Genomic DNA, 18239 nt, shown 5'->3' on the forward strand with positions numbered 1-18239 from the left:
TATTTATGGGGATGATGGTGGGCCGGGAGAGACTTGCTCCAGCAAGGTTCAGTCCTGAACTGTTTGAACTCTCGATTTCCGCCGTGTGAAGGCGGCATCATAGCCAACTAGATCACCGGCCCATTCAAAGGCGTTGGAAATGGCCACAAAGATAAAGATATCGTTGAATGTACATTTTTATCTTGGCCATTCCACTGGTGCGAGAGCACAAGTGGAGATTGTCTGCTGACACTCCCCACTCGGCTCTATTGTACTTTTCCGTTTCTGGTATGGTCTACCATGTGTCAGGCAAATCCGATGCTCCGCTTGGTAGTTTTCTCCACTCTGTATAAAAGAACAGCAATATGGTGACTTGAGAAAATAAGGCGATTGGCGCTGTAATAACGAACATTGGGCTTATCATCCCTTCTGGCCCGCCAACAAACCAGTGGGATATATACCCGACGATAGAAAGTAGAAATCCTATGGCAGCGAGCAGAGTGGCATTTGACGATGCGCTTCTCTCTCTGATGTACATGAGCGGAACAAACAAGATCAGCGCTACTATGATCCCCACTACATCATTAATTATCAATATGCCATATCCCACGAGTGGGATCATCATTGAAGTGAAAAGAACTACTAGTACGCTAAATGCGAGTATGATCCCCCCAATTGCGAATAGTATTTGTTGATACCTTTGTGAGAGTCCATAGAAACCAATACCCAGTAAAATATTGGTAATAGTCGCTACTATCGCAAATAATATTGTTATTATTGCCAAGCTCGTCATGAAATCCTGTGGTGGGCCATTGGCCATTAATGCAATCATAACGAGCGGATTGACAATGTTCATAGAAATTGTAATAATGCTACCAATCAATCCAACTCCAATTGTGGTTTTGGCACTGCTTGATTCAGCATCTTCAAATGGCATTTAATTAATTAGCACCGTCCTCTTGTTGTATTGTGTATAGGTTGCTTGAGGCGTAATCTTGTTGTCCGTTTAGAGTGCATTGTTGTTAGATGATCTACACGTCATTAAACAGCGATTTACTGTTTCTCTGTCATTACGGCAAAATGATTTTACGCCTCATAATGCACCTGTCTTATTCATGGGCGGTTGTATTCATAAGTTTTTGCAAAAAATCAAAAAGTCCCGTCCATCAGTTGTAAAATATAATATATGACTATTAATTAACAAATTATGAAACGAAACACACACACGCTCGTACGACTAGATATAGACGCTTTAAAACGTGAATATATCGATCACTTCTTTGAACGTCTCTTTGGCCTGAGGTCTTTTGTCTTGCATTTTCTGCATTTCTTTGCTTTAAGCGGATTTGTGGCACCGCAGTATCGGCATACTGACTTGTAGAGCAAATAGTGCTGTGCGAGTCTTCTTTTCTCGATATCCGCAACTGGCATATTATTGACCTCTTTAAGATACAGCGGGAATGCGTGTTCATTGAATCCGCTCTGGAATCCCAGCCGGGTCGTGTTAAAAAACTATCGTTGCGACACGCCCGGCCGAGACCTATTAGATACTATAACATCTCCTTGAGCAGTCGTGGGATGTCGCTAGGTCTGTCAGCAACACGGACGCCTGCATCATTGAGCGCCTTTATCTTGGCAGCAGCGGTACCTGAGCTTCCACTGATGATGGCTCCCGCATGTCCCATTCTCTTACCTGGTGGTGCGGTCCTGCCCGCAATGAAACCGACGACAGGAATGTCCACATGTTCCTTGATGTAGGCTGCTGCACGTTCTTCAGCATCGCCACCAATCTCACCTACCAAGACCATTGCCTTGGTGTGTGGGTCTTTCTCGAAGATCTGAACCGCTTCAACCGTGGTGAGTCCTACACAAGGGTCTCCACCGAGGCCGATGGCTGTTGTTATGCCGATGCCTGCATTCGTCATTCCGGCGGCGATCTCATAGGTGAGAGTACCGCTTCGTGACATGAGTGCGGCAGGGCCATCCGCAAAGACATGACCTGGCATGATGCCCAGTTTCTGTTTTGCGCTTGGGGTGATGATTCCTGGTGTATTGGGGCCGATTATGGTGATGCCTTTCCTTGCTGCTGCATGGATGACCTGGATTTCATCTTTTACGGGTACATGTTCTGTGATGATCACAACAGGGTTGAGATCAGCCGCGATGGCCTCTAGTGCTGCATCTCCAGCAAATGGGGCTGGTACAAAGATAACTGAGGCGGTCGCATCATGAGCTTCCTTCGCCTCTCTAACGCTATCATAGACGGGAAGTCCATTGACCTCAGCACCACCCTTTCCCGGAGTGACTCCCGCAACAATCTTGGTGCCATACTCAAGCATGGCCGCGGAGTGAAATGTTCCCTGTGATCCAGTAATTCCTTGGACTATTATACGAGTGTCTTTGTCTACAAGTACCGCCATCTATGAGACCTCCTTCACGAGTTCGACCACCTTTGAGGCAGCCTCCTCCATTGTACTGAGGAATGGAATTCCTGCGTCATTGAGAATCTTCTGGCCCTCTTCCTCATTCGTTCCGACCATTCTGATGACCATCGGTACATTGATTCCCTTTTCCTTACGGGCAGTCACAATCCCTTTTGCGACCTCATCGCACCGAGTGATTCCACCCATGATGTTGATCAGGATGGCCTTGACCTTGGGATACATCAGAGCGATCTCAATTCCCTGAGATACACGTTCGGCGTCGGCACCACCGCCAAGGTCCAGAAATGTGCTTGCCTTACCACCATGTAGTGATACTGCATCAAGAGTTGCCATAGTCAGTCCTGCACCGTTACAGATGCACGCGATGTCGCCATCAAGTTCAACATACGCCATTCCCTCTTCTGTGGCACGACGCTCGCGTTCATTCTGTTCCACGGGCGCCCTCTTTAATTTCTCAATCAAGTCCTTGTGTCTGTATAAGGCATTATCATCGATATTGAGTCGTGCGTCAGCCGCTAAGAATCGCCCATCTTTTGTCAGGATAAGTGGGTTGATTTCGGTCAGCTCCACGTCATACGCCTCTACAATATTCCAGAGCTTGACAAAGAATCCTGCAAGCTTGGAGATCTGTTTTCCCTTGAAGCCCATCGCAATCGCCATTTCACGGGCCTCATAGCTCTGAAATCCGAGATGTGGCTCTACATGTCTCTTGATGATCTTCTCCGGTTGGGTCTCAGCTAGCTCTTCAATGGACATGCCACCTGCTGCACTACCAATCACAACATACTTGCGTTCATTGCGATCAATAGTGATTCCTGCATAGATCTCCTGTGCGATATCGAGTTTCTCTTCTACAAGAACTGCCTCAACTGGCAGGTCATTGATCCTCATTGCAAGGATCTGTTTAGCGACTTCTGCAGCCTCATCAGGAGTAACTGCAAACTTGACTCCTCCTGCCTTTCCTCTCTTTCCCGAGAGCACCTGTGCCTTGACAACGACTGGTTTGCCAATCTCCTTAGCGCGTTCTTTTGCTTCTTCAGGAGTCTTGGCAACCCCGCCAGGTGGGGTCGGCATCTTGAAGGCGCGAAACACATCCTTCGCTTCATGTTCAAATAGTTTCATTGTGATCCACCTATGGCCTGTGGGGTCTTCATGCGCCCCGCACTTGACACTCCCTAAAAAAGATTGAGAAGCCACTCACATATTGTGTGACTCTAATAATTTCATCAAATTGTTGTGGAGTGATAGAGCCTCTCGACTGAGACCTTGCCTTGCCTCCTTGCTCATTAAACGAAGTAGAATTGTATTGATGTATTGGACCTCCTCAATCACATTCTCAACTAGGCCGGGCAGGTCGTCCCTAGTGATGAGGTCTGCAAAATCCTCGGCTGGGAGATGCTCTATCACGTGCTCGATGATCTCCTGAGGTATCCCTGTACGTGCTGCTGCAATGTCGCTGAGTATCTTCTTGAGACCGCTTCTCTGCTTCCTAATTGCGTTCAGTACTCGTTTTGCATCAGCAACAGGGACTCCTAACATCACCACATCTCTTCCAAGTCTAGTACAACGGGTCGTTCCACGTTCTCTTCTTATGAGGCCTGCCCGTTCAAGTTCGTCAAGAAGTCCCAGCCCTCGTAGAGCCTGTTGAATTACCGATGCTGCATAGGGCTTGGTCTCCTCTTCGCGGAGTGCAAATGTTGCAAACTTCACCAGATGTTTACAAAGTCTATGCTTACTTATTCCCTGATACTTCCATGACTCGCAAGAACAGGAAACTCCTTCATCTGCCTTTAGTGCAACATAATGCCATAGCTCACGCGTACCACTATGGACTAACCCCTCGATCTTTGTGGGTGTGACCGAAACGAGCTTGACCGAAGAATCAGGAATCGCTTTTGCACGCTTGATAGTGGAGTTGGTAGCTCTGAGAGTAATAAGGGTTTCAGCACGCACTTCTCCTCCTGCCTCCGTCTGTTGTTGAATATTTGTGACTCGGTTGCTCTCAGCCCAATAGGTATGGCCAAGTATGGCAAAGGGGGAGTCAGCAGGTTCCTCACCTTGGCACATCTGGCTCAGAATGAGATCCTGTGCATTCTCAGGGTCGTCCATCGAGCTATCGACTTCTCCCAGTTGAGGCAAGATCCCCTCCTCACCTCTCACAAAGAATTTCCCTAACACTCTTTGGCGTTCGGACTCGTTATCTACGACCACAATTCCAAAACCTTCTGTATCTGCACCGCTCCGTCCTGCCGAGTACAAGACCTCTGAGAGTTGCCATTCTGTGAGCATAGTCAGTTCTTCATCATCAGATAGATCGCTGCCTAGGTTCTGCATGAAGACTCCTATCACGAAGACCAATGATGCTCTGAGGCCGCTCGCAATTGCAAATCTTATGGGCATGATCAGAACAGGAATTCTCTCCTCCTCCCAAGCAAGCGAGATCTCTCTTCTCTGAGACCTTGGAACCCCTTCATGGAGAAAGCCTATCCCTCTTTGTAAGGTACTCGTTAATTTTTCTGTGAGGTTGCTTTCTGGGAATGTTTGACTGATGATGTGTGCAATACTTCGAAGATCATCTTGTTTTTCTGGCATGATTCTCAGATCTAAGCTTGGTCCTGGTTCTTCGCTCAGGCCTGCGAGTTGGAGTGCTATTCTCTCACATGTGTTGATGTTTGAGCAAAGAATCATTATCTGGCCCTGTTTATACTGAGCAAACTCTGTAAGATCTATAATGGACTCGTTAATACTCTCAAAGGCTTTCACACTAAATATGCGTCTGACTCTAGATATTCTATCCTCTACTATCTCTGCATCGAGCCACCTGCTCAAATCATCCAGATCAGCCACTTGTGGGAGAATTGCAATGAATTGAGGATTTGGAGAATGAATCTTCATGGTCACAAGAGCATTCTCAAGACGTGCCCCAATCCAAGGGTCTCCTATTAGATCAAGTCGTTCTACAAGAACGCTCTGGACTCCCTCTAGAATTTCGGGATGGCTGCGTAATGCTATAGTGAATGATTTGAACGATGCAATGATGAGTCGTCCTCTCTCCCACTCTGCACGAGTTGCTGTCTTCCGTCGTGCGATTAATGTTGTTTCAATTCCTAATTTATGACATATAGGTTTCACGGCACGTAACCGTTTTTCAACAAGATGTGGGTTGGGACAGAGGATAATCCCCCGAGCTCTGATATCCATGGCCAGTGTGTTGAGTACTGCAAACTCGGCGATATCATAGGCCTCGTCATAATCATAAGTCACAAGCAATTGGCTCTTCCCGCGGAACAAGCCACCCTCCAATGCACTCTTTTGAAACTCTGTCAGAGCTGTATATCCCTGTCTGCGAAGAATCTCTAGAAGGCGTGGGGATACCTGTTCGTATTCGAGTTCCGCTAGCGTGCTCATTCCTATCTCCAAGCTAACTATGGTTAGCTTAACGCCTAATAGTCTTTTGTACCAATTATACAATGCCCTGGTGTGAGTTGTTTGTGTTTTTCCAATCAAGTGATTATTACGTAGACGCATATACAAGTACAAAAGGGATTTAGTTTCCGATAATATTGGCGAGTTCTTAGAATACTGGTCAAGCTCGTCGATATAGAGGTCTGAGCGAAATGGCTTTCGTAGCAACTAAAGACTCAGGATTTGAGATTATTCTGAAAGACGGTTTTAAGATTCCTCCGGGTTCGACCTTTATCTGTGGTTTTCATGGACTTGGTGAGGTCGGGTTTCTGAGCACTGCACATCTCACACGTGCATTAGACGCCCGTAGAGTCGGTTTCATCAAGACAGATATGCTTCCTCTGTTTGTATCAATGGAGAATGAAAAACTGGTTCTCCCCTTTGAACTGTATTCATACGAGAACTTCATCTTTCTCGTGCCACGGTTTCAACCACATCAGTCCGAACAGTGGCAATTTATTGATCGTATTGCCCGATGGATTGTTGAAAACAAGTTTGAAGAGATTCTCCTGCTTGGTGGTCTGGATGCCAGCTTTAAGGAGGATGATGAGGACATGCGCTGTGTTCCGACAACAGCATACAAAGATCGTTTGGACAAGTGGTCTATCCCTCTTCTTGAGGAAGGTCTATTCGTTGCAGGGCCATTAGCTCTTCTGCTTGCAGAGCTGGAGATGCGTGATTATCCCGGTCTTGGACTTTTGACTTATGCCACACGCGGCCGTCCTGATCCACGTTCTGCTGCAACCATGTTGCAAAAGATAAACAGTGTATATGGTCTAGATGCCAGCGTTGATCAGTTGCTTGAAGAGAGCAAGGAGATTGAGCGTCTGGAGAAGATGCGCAAGTCAATTGAGTCTGATGATCGTTCAACAGATATGTTCGTCTAGCCAAGTCTGCGAATATACCACCCAATATCTACAAGATTCTTGGCAACGAGTTTCTCAGGTCCCAATCGATCGATTCGTGCAGCGTCAACGGAGAGTGCGCCTAGACCAATACAGTTTCCCTGTGTGTCTCTTACGATGACCCGCTGACGCCGTTTCAATCCTGGCGATATTGACACAACTGACTCTCGTAGGATGCTACGACCATAGGTGAAAGATTCGGCACCGCGTTTTGAGACCACTAGGACTCTGTTAGTGTATCTTGCAATGTCCTCAAGGATTGCTATACTCAGTCTAAATCGACCATCTGACATATCTCCCATCCATATGCCTAGTGATGATACTGTAAAACCTTCAAATTCCATATTTATTGAGCGTAGCCACTCTCCCGGTATGAGATAGAATGACCGAGTCTCTCCACGTTTCAGCATGACTGGAACCATGTCCCCCAGAATCTTCTGAGTGACTCCCTTTCCAAAGTCATCATCAATCTGGGTCTTTATCTCTGTCCAAATGATTGGCTCGACTAACTCCGGAATCATCGCTATGCCTCCTTGGTCATCTTGCAGATGAAAAAGCCCTCTGTGCCATGCAAGTGTGGCAGAAATCTACGAGCTAATGCCAGTGATTTGTTCATTTGGATTCCGTAGGGACTGGTGATTCCCGGACTGCCGAATTCGAGATCGATTGGCACTATCTTCATTTCTGGGTGGCGGTGAAGGATCCCGTCAACGATGTATTCATTCTCTTCAGGGGCAATAGAGCAAGTCGCATAGACCATTGTTCCCCCTGGTGCTAAGGCATCAACAGCTGTATGCAGAAGTTCGTCCTCAACAGTTGCACAGAATCGGATATCCGGCATTGTCTTGCTGGTCTTTCTTGAATGATCTAATGGAATGAGACCCTCTCCTGAGCATGGTGCATCAAGTAAGATTCTATCTGGTGTGATTCCAATCGGTTTTATTTTCCGAGCATCACCACGAAGAACAATTGCGTTGGTCACACCGCATCTGTAAATATTGCTCTCTAGACTTCCTATTCTTAATCTGTCCTGTTCGATAGCTATAATGATTCCCCTGTTCTGTTGGAGCTGGGCAATGTGTGTTGTTTTTCCTCCGGGTGCCGCTGCAAGATCCATGATGATCTCGTCCGGTTGCGGATCCAAGACCCGCGTGGCAGTCATAGATGGTGTCCCCTGGATGTAGTATTCGCCCAACATGTGTTCAGTCAGTGCACCTGGGGACATCTCCCCAAAATCCGCCCAGAACCCCTCCGGAATCCATGGGATCTGTTCTAATCTGACACCTTTTTCCTCAAGGCGTTCAACTACATCTTTGATATCTGCTTTCAATGTGTTGATACGAATGGCTGTACGTACTGGACGTTCACATGCATCCAAGAACTGAAGTGTCTCCTCTTCTCCCCAAAGTGTAATGTATCTCTCGATCATGTATGGAAGATACCCGTATTTCTTTGCGAGAATTTTTGCATGCTCGCGTACCTGTTTCTTGCCCATTCCTGTTCACTCACCAATGTCCTCGTTCCACAACGAAGGATTTTCTTTGATGAATTTGCTCATCATCTCGATGCATGTGGGATCTTGAAGGATCGTCACTTTCACACCTCTTTTTCGAAGATACTCTGTTTGACCTTGAAAGTTCGTATCTTCTCCAACGACCACATGCGGGATTCCGTATAGCAGGACAGCTCCACTACACATGTCACATGGTGACAGTGTTGAAAACAGGGTTGCCTTCTTGTATTGTTCAGCAGTAAGGCGTCCGGCATTCTCAAGGCAATCCATCTCAGCGTGTAGAATTGCACTGCCCCTTTGAACCCGTTGGTTGTGGCCTCTCCCTACTATTTTGTTATCAATGACCAATACTGCACCAATTGGGATTCCTCCCTCCTCAAGTCCACGTTTCGCCTCTGCAATTGCCTCATTCATGAATTTTCGTAATTGTTCTTCAATCAGTTGAGTTGCCTCCAGTTGTCAGATCCAATTTGAGATCGTCTATAGTTGGGTTGATAACGGGTGTTTCCGGAAGTTGACTTCTTGCAAACTCAAGATCCTTAAATCCGCTTCCTGTGATAGGAACGACCACAGTATCCTGTCTGTCAATAACTCCCTGTTTTACGAGGATCTCAAGTCCCGCTAATCCTGCGGCCCCACTAGGTTCCGCAAAAATCCCCTCTGTCTTTGCCAGTCTGAGCAGCCATTTCGTAGTGTCCTCATCTGAGACCGCGATCGCTGTACCGTTGGCCTGATAGAGATATTTCAAAGCTGCATCTCCGTCCCACGGTATCGGGTCTGCGAGACCTCCACAACTTGTATGAGGTTCTCCCCATGGTTTGATCTTGTCAGATGACTGAGTGTACGCTCGCACAATTGGAGCGCATCCTTTAGGCTGGACAATTACTGGTCGTGGTAGTCTATCAATGAGGCCTATCTCGTAGAGTTCCAGCAATCCCTTCATGGTTCCGGCCATCAGTCCACCGCTACCCGTTGGGAACAGGATCCAGTCCGGCACGTCCCACTCAAGTTGTTCTACTATCTCATATCCCAAGGTCTTTGTCCCTTCAAATTGAAATCCATTGAATGGTCCAAATGATGGAACTGGCGTCCACCCCTCCAATTCGTTTAGTTTCCATAGCAACTGAGTCGTTGGATCTATTCCGGTTTCAATTGCTCTAACTCTAAACACAAGTGCCCCAAGAGCTTGTATATGTGTTAGTTTTCCGCGTGGTATGTCTTCGGGTACCAGTACTACTGCTCTCAATCCCATCCTTGCAGCATAGGCGGCCATTGCGGAAGCCGCGTTTCCCGAGGAGGCAGAGACAACAGTATGGGATCCGTCCGCAAACGCTCTGTTTACTCCTACACTGATCGGTCTGTCCTTAAACGATCCTGTTGGATTGACGGTCTCATTTTTGAGATATAGACTCTGCAAACCCAGGGTTTCGGCCAATCTATTGCTTTGTAGTAACGGTGTTCCTCCCTCTCCAAGGGTTGTGATCGTGGTAGCATCCTCGAGTGGTAAGAACTCAATGTATCTCCTGAGCCCCACCTTTTGACTGTCGAGACTCTTGCGTGTCACCCTTTCCTTTAGCGCTTCGATATCAAGGTAAAATTCTATTCTTCCTCCACATGCATCATTGGCTGGAACCCTGTGGGAATCGTATGTCTTACCGCATCGGGAACACTGTATCTTACTGTATACTGGCAAGTTTATACCTCGGGGAAACATTATCACCGCAAGATAGGATATGTGGCTTTTGGAATCACACACAATTACTAATATTCAAAGAGGGGTACTATTGCCTTACTGATGGCCATGAACGACTCCTTTGAGGTTGAAATTAAGATTCCCGTGCATACCCACAATATTACCACAATGCTGACCAACTTGGGGCTTCAGCCAGAACGGATCGAACATCACGAGGATCACTATTTTAACCATCCCTGTCGTGATTTTGCCGAGACCGATGAGGCACTTCGCCTTCGTCATGTACGAACCGAGCCTCCTTCTGCTCTGCAAGGTGAAGGGATCGCTCGCATTGAACTGACCTATAAGGGGCCAAAGCTAGACCCTCTCTCTAAGACACGAGTTGAGATCAATTCTATAATCTCTGATAAGAACGGACTCATTGCTATCATCGAGCACCTTGGTTTTCGTGATGTGGCTGTTGTTCGAAAGACACGGACTATCTATCACATGAACGATGTCGAGGTCTGTGTTGATGTAGTCGAGGGCCTAGGAACCTTTGTCGAATTAGAGTCAATTACGGCTTCCAAAGATGCTATCCCCGCTGTTCGTGATCATCTCTTCGAGATTGCACGTATGTTGCATCTCGATCCTGTTACGATGATTCGCAAGTCGTACTTGGAGCTTATCATTGAGAAGTAAGACCTTCCTCCAGAGAGATCTCTTCTCTCAGCTGTTCGACGAACGACTGTAGAATCTGATGTCGCTGGTGTGCCATTCGTTTAGCAGGTTGGGTGTGAATCAGATTTGCTAATTTCAATAGTTTTTCATCGGCATGGTGAAGAAATCCTTCCATATCCCTTCCATCTCTCACTGATTGAGCAATCGCTCTGTAGACTCCTACTGCTCCCATTGCATCAAGTTTGTCGGCATCGCTGAGGATGTGACCCTCAAGAGTGGTTGGGGTGAGTCCCTCACTGAACCTGTGAGTCCGGATTGCTTCAATTATCTGGGTGATCTCCTCTTCTGAATATCCTGCCTGTCGGAGTGCAGGACGTGCCATCTGACCTGAGAGGATCGAGTGCGATATTCCAGTCTCAGTTTCTCTCACGCGGCCGATGTCATGTAGAAGTGCAGCCGCTCCTAATACACGTAGATTGGCATCAAGTTCATTTCCGATCTGTAGTGACATCATGTAGACTCGTAACGTATGATCGTAGGTATGTGCCCCCTTTTTGTATCCCGCAAAAATGCCTCTGACATATGCATCAAGTAACTTTTCGCTCTCAGTCATCTGTGTCAATGAGATCACCTATCCACTCATGTAATTTTGACCATAATTATTCGATTTTCGCTTTTTCGATAGATTCCCTACGGGAAACGCTTTAATCCTTTTAACACAAGTGAAGAAGGTACTTACTCGGCCGCACCTAATAGCCTGCTATTTACGTAGACGAGTGTGAACCTAATATGACAGCCGCCACAATAACTCCAAGGCGTAAGATGGGTTTGACTACAATTCTTGGTACAGTTGCTGTTATTGCGATGCTTATGTGGGGTACGGTCGTCTTCTTTCAGATTCAGACGGGGAACGTTAGGACTGAGATCCCCCATGAGCGGTACAGCGATGTAGTTCCATGGCCCTACAACATCAACTGGGGCGGTTCGTCTACTAATTGGTTTGATAACATGGACTATAATCAACTCCCTCTCAATCAGACATTACCCGATGATCTTCTAGAGCATCTTAATGACGTTATGTTTATCGAGTCACCCACAGAGCCGGTTCAGTTGTGGCGTTATGATGCTTACGACGAATATACAGGTTCATCTTGGCAGAAGACTGATGCGGCAATGAGTAATGTGACTCTAAACCTGATAACCCGCTCAGAGGCTGAGGCACTAGGCAATACGATTTACACCGTCTACCTGAATGTTACAGCGGGCCCAAATGTTGGAGCGGTTCGACTGCCCACATTATTTCCAGATGCGCTCATTATCCAAGACTCTTTTGTGACTGGCCAGATCGAGGATGGCCATTTTCAAGTTGATACTCCCTCCCGTCTGTTGAATTACGATCTATCTCTTGACGCGCTTGGCGTTGTACAGTTCCGTCCACTTCTCTCAGCCCCCACTGGGGAGCATGTTTTAGTCGCATATGATCTCACGTTCAGAAGTCAGGATCTCTCGTCAATAGCAGATAACTCTCTACGTGGTGATAGCTCACCCCCAGACATCTGGGCCATGTATGGGCCCTCCACTCTGGATGGTATTGACTTTACACAGCGCGTAATCGATAACATCTCACAATTTGAAGACTCTTCAGCGACCGCATTTCAGACAGCAACAACAGTGGCAACCTATTTCCAGACCAAGTTCAAACTGATAATGAATGCCTCTGAATATAATATCCGCCCCGAGGAAGGTCGAGAAACGACCGATTGGTTCCTCGAACGTGGTGGTGGACTGCCGATGGATTTTGCCAGCTCGTATTGTGTGTTCATGAGACATCTTGGTATTCCTGCTAGGTATGTTGCAGGATTTGCAGTTGGTGATGATCTTGGTGGCTATAGGGCCCTAAAGGTCCTGCATATGACCTTCTGGGCGGAGGTCTATATTCCAACATCCAGCACAACTGGTGAATGGGTACAGATATTGCCACTACCACTGCCCTCTGGCTCCGGGACCGAGATTCCCATGAACACGCCGGGTGAACTCAAGCTATATACTTGGGCAAACACTCCTCAGGGCTGGGTGGTCACTGGTGATGATTTTGTGATCAGTGCCCTGTTATTATCTGGTGGTGTCCCAGTTTCAGGGCAGCAGATCACTTTCCGCGATAACACCGACAATCACTTGATGGGGACCGCCATCATTGAGCAGGGTACTTTCCTACCCTTGGCAAATCTGACATATGCCTATCCTGACGATGCGACACCTGGTCTCCATAATATCTCTGCTATCTTTCAGGGCCCCACAGAACAGGTTGAGAACTTTACATACGTGTACGTTGTGGCACAACCTAATCCTTATTCTCCGAATGGCCCCTCCTCCCCACAATTTACTCTCAGTGAAACATATGATGTGGATCTTAGCCTAGGTCTAGACGACTATGTTGCCTATTGGGATGACATCTTGCACGTTCATGGGGTCATGACCGTGGGTGGTGATCCTGTAGATGGCACGACCCTAAATAATGACCAGATTCGTATCATGTGGGACGACTACTTCATGGGTAATGCGACCATTCAATCGGATGGTTCGTATGAACTGGACATTCCTCTAGACCCCTCAGATCATGTTCGAATGACTGTTGGAACACATGAGGTATGGTCGGAATATCTTGGTGAGTACAATTCTCAGGGCATTCCTATCTTATTACCCGCCCGATCCGCTGATAATTCGACTGTCGACTTACAAGGTAACATTGCGCTTACGCTCACAGCGACGCCTTCTCCAGTGGCTCGTGGGGGTACCCTGCATTATGACGGTATTTGCGAGCTACGAAATGGGACCATTCTGGTAGGCGAGACCATTGGGATCTTCTTCGACAGTACATGGATAACAGATGTGACCACAAACAGCACTGGTGGCTTTAGCTATGATTATATCATTCCTGTTGCACAGCCTCTGGGAACTTTTCCAGCTCAGGCAAACTGGACTTCCTCCTATACAGGTATTGCAGGAAACTGGAGCAATACGGTCGATGTGGAAGTCCAACTTAAGGCAGCTTCACTGACTATCGATTCTACTCCAAAAGATCCTGATGTAGTCCATCCTTATGAAAAGATTACAATATTCGGGTATCTCACTGATCAGCTTAATGGGTCTGGTCTGGTTGGGCAGGATGTTGATATCTATTGGGACACCGGAAGTGGTGCTGTTAAAATCGGCACAGCGACTACTGATGCCAACGGCTATTACGAGTTTAATTATACGGTCACAGATGCTTATTTTGGATCAGTTGATTATTGGTCAGAGTATGTATCCAGTTCTCCCTCCTATGAGGGTGCCACCTCTCCCACTCTCTCAATCACCGTGGAGAAGTGGGCTACCGATGTGACGATTTCCGTTTCCCCGTCTCCCGCGCATCCTGCTGAATTAGTAACATTCTCGGGAACCGTGTCTGTGCCGGATCAAGGATCACTTCTCGGAAATGCTCCCGTCACTATTTGGTGGCAAAATAGTACAAGTACCTATAATCTATCAGTGGTCTTAACAAGTGCGGCCACTGGTATCTACACGTACTCATATACAATTCCTCTTAATCACGAGTTTGGAACCATCAGTTGCTGGGCCGAGTTTGTATCACCTTGGGCTGCCTTTGCGGATGATGTTTCCGATATTCGATTACTGACTATTACAAACTATACCACCCATCTGAATATCACCTCTAATTCTACCGTATACCACCTTAATGAGACCGCTCATATCTGGGGATCTCTTACTTTTGAGAATGGCAGTCCTATCGTCGGTCGGCAAGTGGTCTTATCATGGACAAATGCCACCGATACGTATTATTACACACTACTGACAGATAGTCAAGGACGCTACGATTTCTATTACAACTTCTCTCCATCCAAAGATGATGTTGGTACTGTTGATGTGAGCGTATCCTTCACATCATGGACTCGATTGCACTCTGATGCTTCAGCTACTCTTGGCACGCTTACTGTGCAATTGTTCCAAGTCGATTTGACTGCTACTCTTGATGCCGCGGAATATCATCAAGACGAATCCATTACTGTTTCGGGGACATTGACCTTTCAGCATAATGGCAATCCGCTTGGTGGGGCAATGGTCACGATATATTATAGGAATGCAACCAAACTTATGAACTTCACAAAATACACCGATGCGACTGGCGCTTATTCATTCCAATATAATTTGACGCTTGATGATGCTCTTGGAGCGATCTACATCTGGGCTCAGTATACCAGTACTGATCCATTATGGACTGATGCTATCTCTGCAAATAGGACTGCAACAATAATTCTGTATAGGCTCTCACTCACAACCCAGACTAATTCAACATCATACCATCTCAATGAGACCATATGGGTCTCGGGTCGATTGACATTTCAGCACAATGGTACTGCAATAGTAGGTGAGTCAATTACGATACATATGCAATTGAGTAACGGAACTCTCCTGACATATTCTGGTTATGTGACAAACTCTACGGGTTATTATAATTTCTATTACAACTGTTCTCCAACTAAAGACAGTACGACCACAATCACGATCTGGGCAACGTATACAAGCACTCAACAGCTCTGGGATGATGCATCCTCTTCTCCTGGGGTTGATGTGGATCTGATTCTCTATCCACTTCAACTATCACTTACTGGTCCTGCGGCAGTATATCTTGATAATTCGGTCGTGTTGACAGGGAATCTAGCGCATCAGGGCGGATCGCCTGAGTTGACTGGGAAATGGGTGCGCATCTATCTTCTTGAAGGAAGTACTTGGACCTACTTGGGCCAGTCACAGACCGACTCTAATGGCGATTATCAATATGTGTACACATTTACACTCAGTCAGGGCGCAGGTGATTACACTTTCAAGGCAAACTACTCTAGCACTGATCCACTGACTGCCGATGCAGAGAGTAGCCCATTCACTGTGACTGCAATGCGATATGATGTCAATATTGATTTCACTGCAAGTCCTACTACCGCAAAACTGAACGAATCAATCTTTTTCTCAGTCCATCTCTACTTCGACAATGGTACTGATATACAAGGAGAAACAATCCTCATTCGATGGAACAATGGTTCTCTTTATACATTACATTCAGAGACCACAAACAGTACTGGTTGGATGAATTTTGTTTTTACTGGTTTCCAGGAGCATACAGTATGGACTGGTATCACTAGTTATGGTGAATTTTCAGGTTCCCGTCTGTACAACGCCAATTCATCAGCTCACATTGCTATAACTTTGGAACAATGGGTCACAGCCATTATTGGATACAATACTACTGGTGGGAGAACAGATTACTATGTCACAGACTGGGTAGATCTCAGTGGCGGGCTCTATTATACCGAGCCAGCACCAGATGTCCCCCTACCATCCGCCACTATCACCCTTCTCTTTGATGGAACTCCTGTTGATTCAACAGTCACACTTACTGATGGCTCTTTCTCGATCTCGTGGATGATTCCAGAAAGTACATCCCCCGGTCTACACACACTCTCGGTGGCGTTTTATTCTCCTGATAACTGGATCGCTGACTCAACAGACTCGATTACCCTTAATATTAGTGCAATCACACTCGTATGGACGTTGTTTGTGAATCCGAATAATCCCGCCTACCTGAGTGATCATCTCAATATCTCTGGAACGCTCTATCTGAGCAATGGTTCACCGTACAGTGGTGCAGCTGTGAGCCTCTATTGGGATCATCTGAGTGATGGCTTGAGTCCGCTCTTTATTAGTCAGGTCCTTACACAACCTGATGGGTCCTTCGAGTATATTTTCACTATTGATGCTTCAACAACTACTGGCTTTACGACCGTTTGGGCATCTTGTACTCCCTCAAGCTCGTATATTGTCGGCAGTGATTCGGAAACAGTGACTATTGAGATTCTGCCAATCCCTGTTAATTTGACTCTCACGTATTTTGATGACTCAGCGTATGTGGGTGACACAATCAATCTGGGTGGCTCGCTGCACTGGGGGAACGGTACTGGTTCGGCCATGGTGGGATATACAATAGCCCTCCTCTGGTCCGGGAGCCAAGTTGACTCTGTGGCCACAGATACCGATGGTGATTATGATTTCACATTTACAGTTCCTTGGGATAACTCAGTTGGGGTCATAACCTTTACAATTCAATTTGTGCGTCCTGATGCCTCTTTTGAGTCCGCAGAAGCCAGTGATTCTATCGAGATTTACAATCTTGTCACGATCACGCTTAATCCGCAAAGAGTGACCGTCGTCTATCGTGGTGATCAACTAATTGTGAACGGGACTGTGACTAATACACATGGGCCAGTCCAAGATGTACCGCTTGTCCTATTAGTCGATGGTGCTCCCACTAGTGTGACTACAACTACACTTAGTCAAGGGGCCTTTGTACTCACCTATTCGGTTCCGAGTGATCTTCCTCTTGGCCCGCATACATTCAGCGTGAACGTGACCAATTTCTACTACGAGTTGAGTGGGGCTGTGGGCACATGGGATGTGACGGTGAAATTACAGAGTATATTGTCTGTCTACGTAGATCATACATATACGGTCACAACTGGTGAGAATTTCAGCGTCAGTATTCGGCTCACAGATTCCGATGGCAATTTAATTGCTGGGGTAGTGCGCGTCTATCTCAATAATTCCCTTCTCTCAACTGAGAATATTGATTCTGGCGCATGGGTGGTTATTGAGTTTCAAGTTCCGTCATCCATTTCAGCAAGTGGCTATTATGTTGTGAGTGCGGAATTCGATGGTATCGAGTCTTCATATATTGATGGCTCAACTGCTGAAGGGGAGGTACCTATTCATATCTTCACTCAAGTGGTCTTCACATCCTCTGTTGAAACAGTTCAGGTGGCGGGATCACAACTCGTCATTAGTGGACAACTCACTGACGACTCGCCAAATGCAATTCCTATTGTTGGACGTAGGCTCACGATAGCTGTAAATGGGACCACTTACACAGCAACAACAGGTGATGATGGTTCTTTCTCAGTAGTGATAGCTCCTCGAACGGTTGTGGGTATCTATGAGGTTTCTATTGAAGTTCCAACTGAAACGAATCCTATTTCAGTTTCAAGATTTACGATCCAAGTTCAAGCTAATACAGGTGGTAATATGCAACTAGGTGATTTGTTAATTCCAATTACTGCTCTGGCAGGTGCAGTTATCGCGGTTCTGCTGTATCTTTACTTCGTCAGAGGTTTCTTCCATCCCTCTAAACGAGTGGGTGGTGTGGACATTCCAAGTAAGCTTCGCAACATCAAGAAGCTTGCAGATGCCGGAAAGTATGATGCTGCAGTGACTCTTGCATATCGTACCTTTGAGCAGATGTGTGGATTGAAAACGGGCACAGAGCGTCTCAATTCTGAAACGGCTCGTGAATATCTTGACCGGGTACTCAAGTCATTGCCTCTTGATGCTACTGCTATTGATCAGTTTGTGAATATCTATGAAGAGGCACGGTTCTCACAGCATGAGATCACACGAGGTCAGTATGAAGAAGCAGTCCGTATCTTTACCGATCTCTATCCGCGTTTAGATGTTGGAACAACCGACTGATCCGA

The 18239-nt window shown here is 46.6% G+C and carries 13 protein-coding genes and 1 tRNA gene; 3 read left to right on the forward strand and 11 right to left on the reverse strand.

Annotated features, from left to right (window positions below):
• Window positions 1-15: 15 nt before the first annotated feature.
• From K9W43_01215 to K9W43_01240, 6 genes are all read right to left on the reverse strand, one after another.
• A tRNA-Val gene (locus K9W43_01215) sits at window positions 16-122 on the reverse strand.
• Window positions 123-274: 152 nt separating this feature from the next.
• A complete protein-coding gene (locus K9W43_01220; GenBank protein MCF2135834.1) occupies window positions 275-916 on the reverse strand; it encodes a hypothetical protein in 642 nt (213 codons plus the stop codon).
• A 335-nt stretch (window positions 917-1251) separates the two neighbouring features.
• Window positions 1252-1410: a 50S ribosomal protein L40e gene (locus K9W43_01225; protein ID MCF2135835.1), complete on the reverse strand. Its 159-nt coding sequence runs from the start codon at window positions 1408-1410 to the stop codon at window positions 1252-1254.
• A gap of 119 nt (window positions 1411-1529) precedes the next feature.
• Window positions 1530-2399 carry a succinate--CoA ligase subunit alpha gene (gene sucD, locus K9W43_01230; GenBank protein ID MCF2135836.1) on the reverse strand — a complete coding sequence of 290 codons (870 nt, stop codon included), beginning with the start codon at window positions 2397-2399 and terminating at the stop codon, window positions 1530-1532.
• A complete protein-coding gene (sucC, locus tag K9W43_01235) occupies window positions 2400-3545 on the reverse strand; it encodes an ADP-forming succinate--CoA ligase subunit beta (protein MCF2135837.1) in 1146 nt (381 codons plus the stop codon). It abuts the gene before it with no gap.
• 75 nt (window positions 3546-3620) lie between these two features.
• A complete protein-coding gene (locus tag K9W43_01240; GenBank protein MCF2135838.1) occupies window positions 3621-5831 on the reverse strand; it encodes a hypothetical protein in 2211 nt (736 codons plus the stop codon).
• Window positions 5832-6040: 209 nt separating this feature from the next.
• Between K9W43_01240 and K9W43_01245 the strand changes: the two genes are divergently transcribed.
• A complete protein-coding gene (locus K9W43_01245) occupies window positions 6041-6775 on the forward strand; it encodes a PAC2 family protein (GenBank protein ID MCF2135839.1) in 735 nt (244 codons plus the stop codon).
• Here K9W43_01245 and K9W43_01250 read toward each other — a convergent pair.
• From K9W43_01250 to K9W43_01265, 4 genes are read right to left on the reverse strand one after another with little or no spacing between them, the layout of a single operon-like run.
• A complete protein-coding gene (locus tag K9W43_01250) occupies window positions 6772-7314 on the reverse strand; it encodes a hypothetical protein (GenBank protein ID MCF2135840.1) in 543 nt (180 codons plus the stop codon). The genes K9W43_01245 and K9W43_01250 overlap by 4 nt on opposite strands.
• Before the next feature lie 2 nt (window positions 7315-7316).
• Entirely contained in the window at window positions 7317-8288 is a 972-nt protein-coding gene (locus K9W43_01255) for an RsmB/NOP family class I SAM-dependent RNA methyltransferase (protein ID MCF2135841.1), read from the reverse strand.
• 6 nt (window positions 8289-8294) lie between these two features.
• Window positions 8295-8720: a nucleoside deaminase gene (locus K9W43_01260; GenBank protein ID MCF2135842.1), complete on the reverse strand. Its 426-nt coding sequence runs from the start codon at window positions 8718-8720 to the stop codon at window positions 8295-8297.
• 19 nt (window positions 8721-8739) lie between these two features.
• On the reverse strand, window positions 8740-9999 hold the full coding sequence (locus K9W43_01265) for a threonine synthase (GenBank protein MCF2135843.1): 1260 nt from the start codon (window positions 9997-9999) through the stop codon (window positions 8740-8742).
• Window positions 10000-10107: 108 nt separating this feature from the next.
• Between K9W43_01265 and cyaB the strand changes: the two genes are divergently transcribed.
• Complete coding sequence (cyaB, locus tag K9W43_01270) at window positions 10108-10680, forward strand: class IV adenylate cyclase (GenBank protein ID MCF2135844.1); 573 nt, start codon at window positions 10108-10110, stop codon at window positions 10678-10680.
• Here the strand turns inward: cyaB and K9W43_01275 are convergent.
• Complete coding sequence (locus K9W43_01275) at window positions 10667-11272, reverse strand: HD domain-containing protein (GenBank protein ID MCF2135845.1); 606 nt, start codon at window positions 11270-11272, stop codon at window positions 10667-10669. The two genes, cyaB and K9W43_01275, sit on opposite strands and share 14 nt — an antisense overlap.
• A gap of 176 nt (window positions 11273-11448) precedes the next feature.
• Between K9W43_01275 and K9W43_01280 the strand changes: the two genes are divergently transcribed.
• The gene (locus K9W43_01280) at window positions 11449-18234 is read left to right on the forward strand and encodes a DUF4129 domain-containing protein (GenBank protein MCF2135846.1); all 6786 of its coding nucleotides are present in this window, start codon (window positions 11449-11451) and stop codon (window positions 18232-18234) included.
• Window positions 18235-18239: the final 5 nt, after the last annotated feature.

The sequence above is a fragment of the Candidatus Thorarchaeota archaeon genome (assembly GCA_021498125.1).
Classification (GTDB): Archaea; Asgardarchaeota; Thorarchaeia; order Thorarchaeales; family Thorarchaeaceae; genus B65-G9.

Coding starts and splice junctions, on each gene's coding strand:
- K9W43_01260 (MCF2135842.1), bottom strand. CDS start 8,720: ATGAATGAGGCAATTGCAGAGGCGAAACGTGGACTTGAGGAGGGAGGA.
- cyaB (MCF2135844.1), top strand. CDS start 10,108: ATGAACGACTCCTTTGAGGTTGAAATTAAGATTCCCGTGCATACCCAC.
- sucC (MCF2135837.1), bottom strand. CDS start 3,545: ATGAAACTATTTGAACATGAAGCGAAGGATGTGTTTCGCGCCTTCAAG.
- K9W43_01280 (MCF2135846.1), top strand. CDS start 11,449: ATGACAGCCGCCACAATAACTCCAAGGCGTAAGATGGGTTTGACTACA.
- K9W43_01250 (MCF2135840.1), bottom strand. CDS start 7,314: ATGATTCCGGAGTTAGTCGAGCCAATCATTTGGACAGAGATAAAGACC.
- sucD (MCF2135836.1), bottom strand. CDS start 2,399: ATGGCGGTACTTGTAGACAAAGACACTCGTATAATAGTCCAAGGAATT.
- K9W43_01220 (MCF2135834.1), bottom strand. CDS start 916: ATGCCATTTGAAGATGCTGAATCAAGCAGTGCCAAAACCACAATTGGA.
- K9W43_01240 (MCF2135838.1), bottom strand. CDS start 5,831: ATGAGCACGCTAGCGGAACTCGAATACGAACAGGTATCCCCACGCCTT.
- K9W43_01225 (MCF2135835.1), bottom strand. CDS start 1,410: ATGCCAGTTGCGGATATCGAGAAAAGAAGACTCGCACAGCACTATTTG.
- K9W43_01255 (MCF2135841.1), bottom strand. CDS start 8,288: ATGGGCAAGAAACAGGTACGCGAGCATGCAAAAATTCTCGCAAAGAAA.
- K9W43_01275 (MCF2135845.1), bottom strand. CDS start 11,272: ATGACTGAGAGCGAAAAGTTACTTGATGCATATGTCAGAGGCATTTTT.
- K9W43_01245 (MCF2135839.1), top strand. CDS start 6,041: ATGGCTTTCGTAGCAACTAAAGACTCAGGATTTGAGATTATTCTGAAA.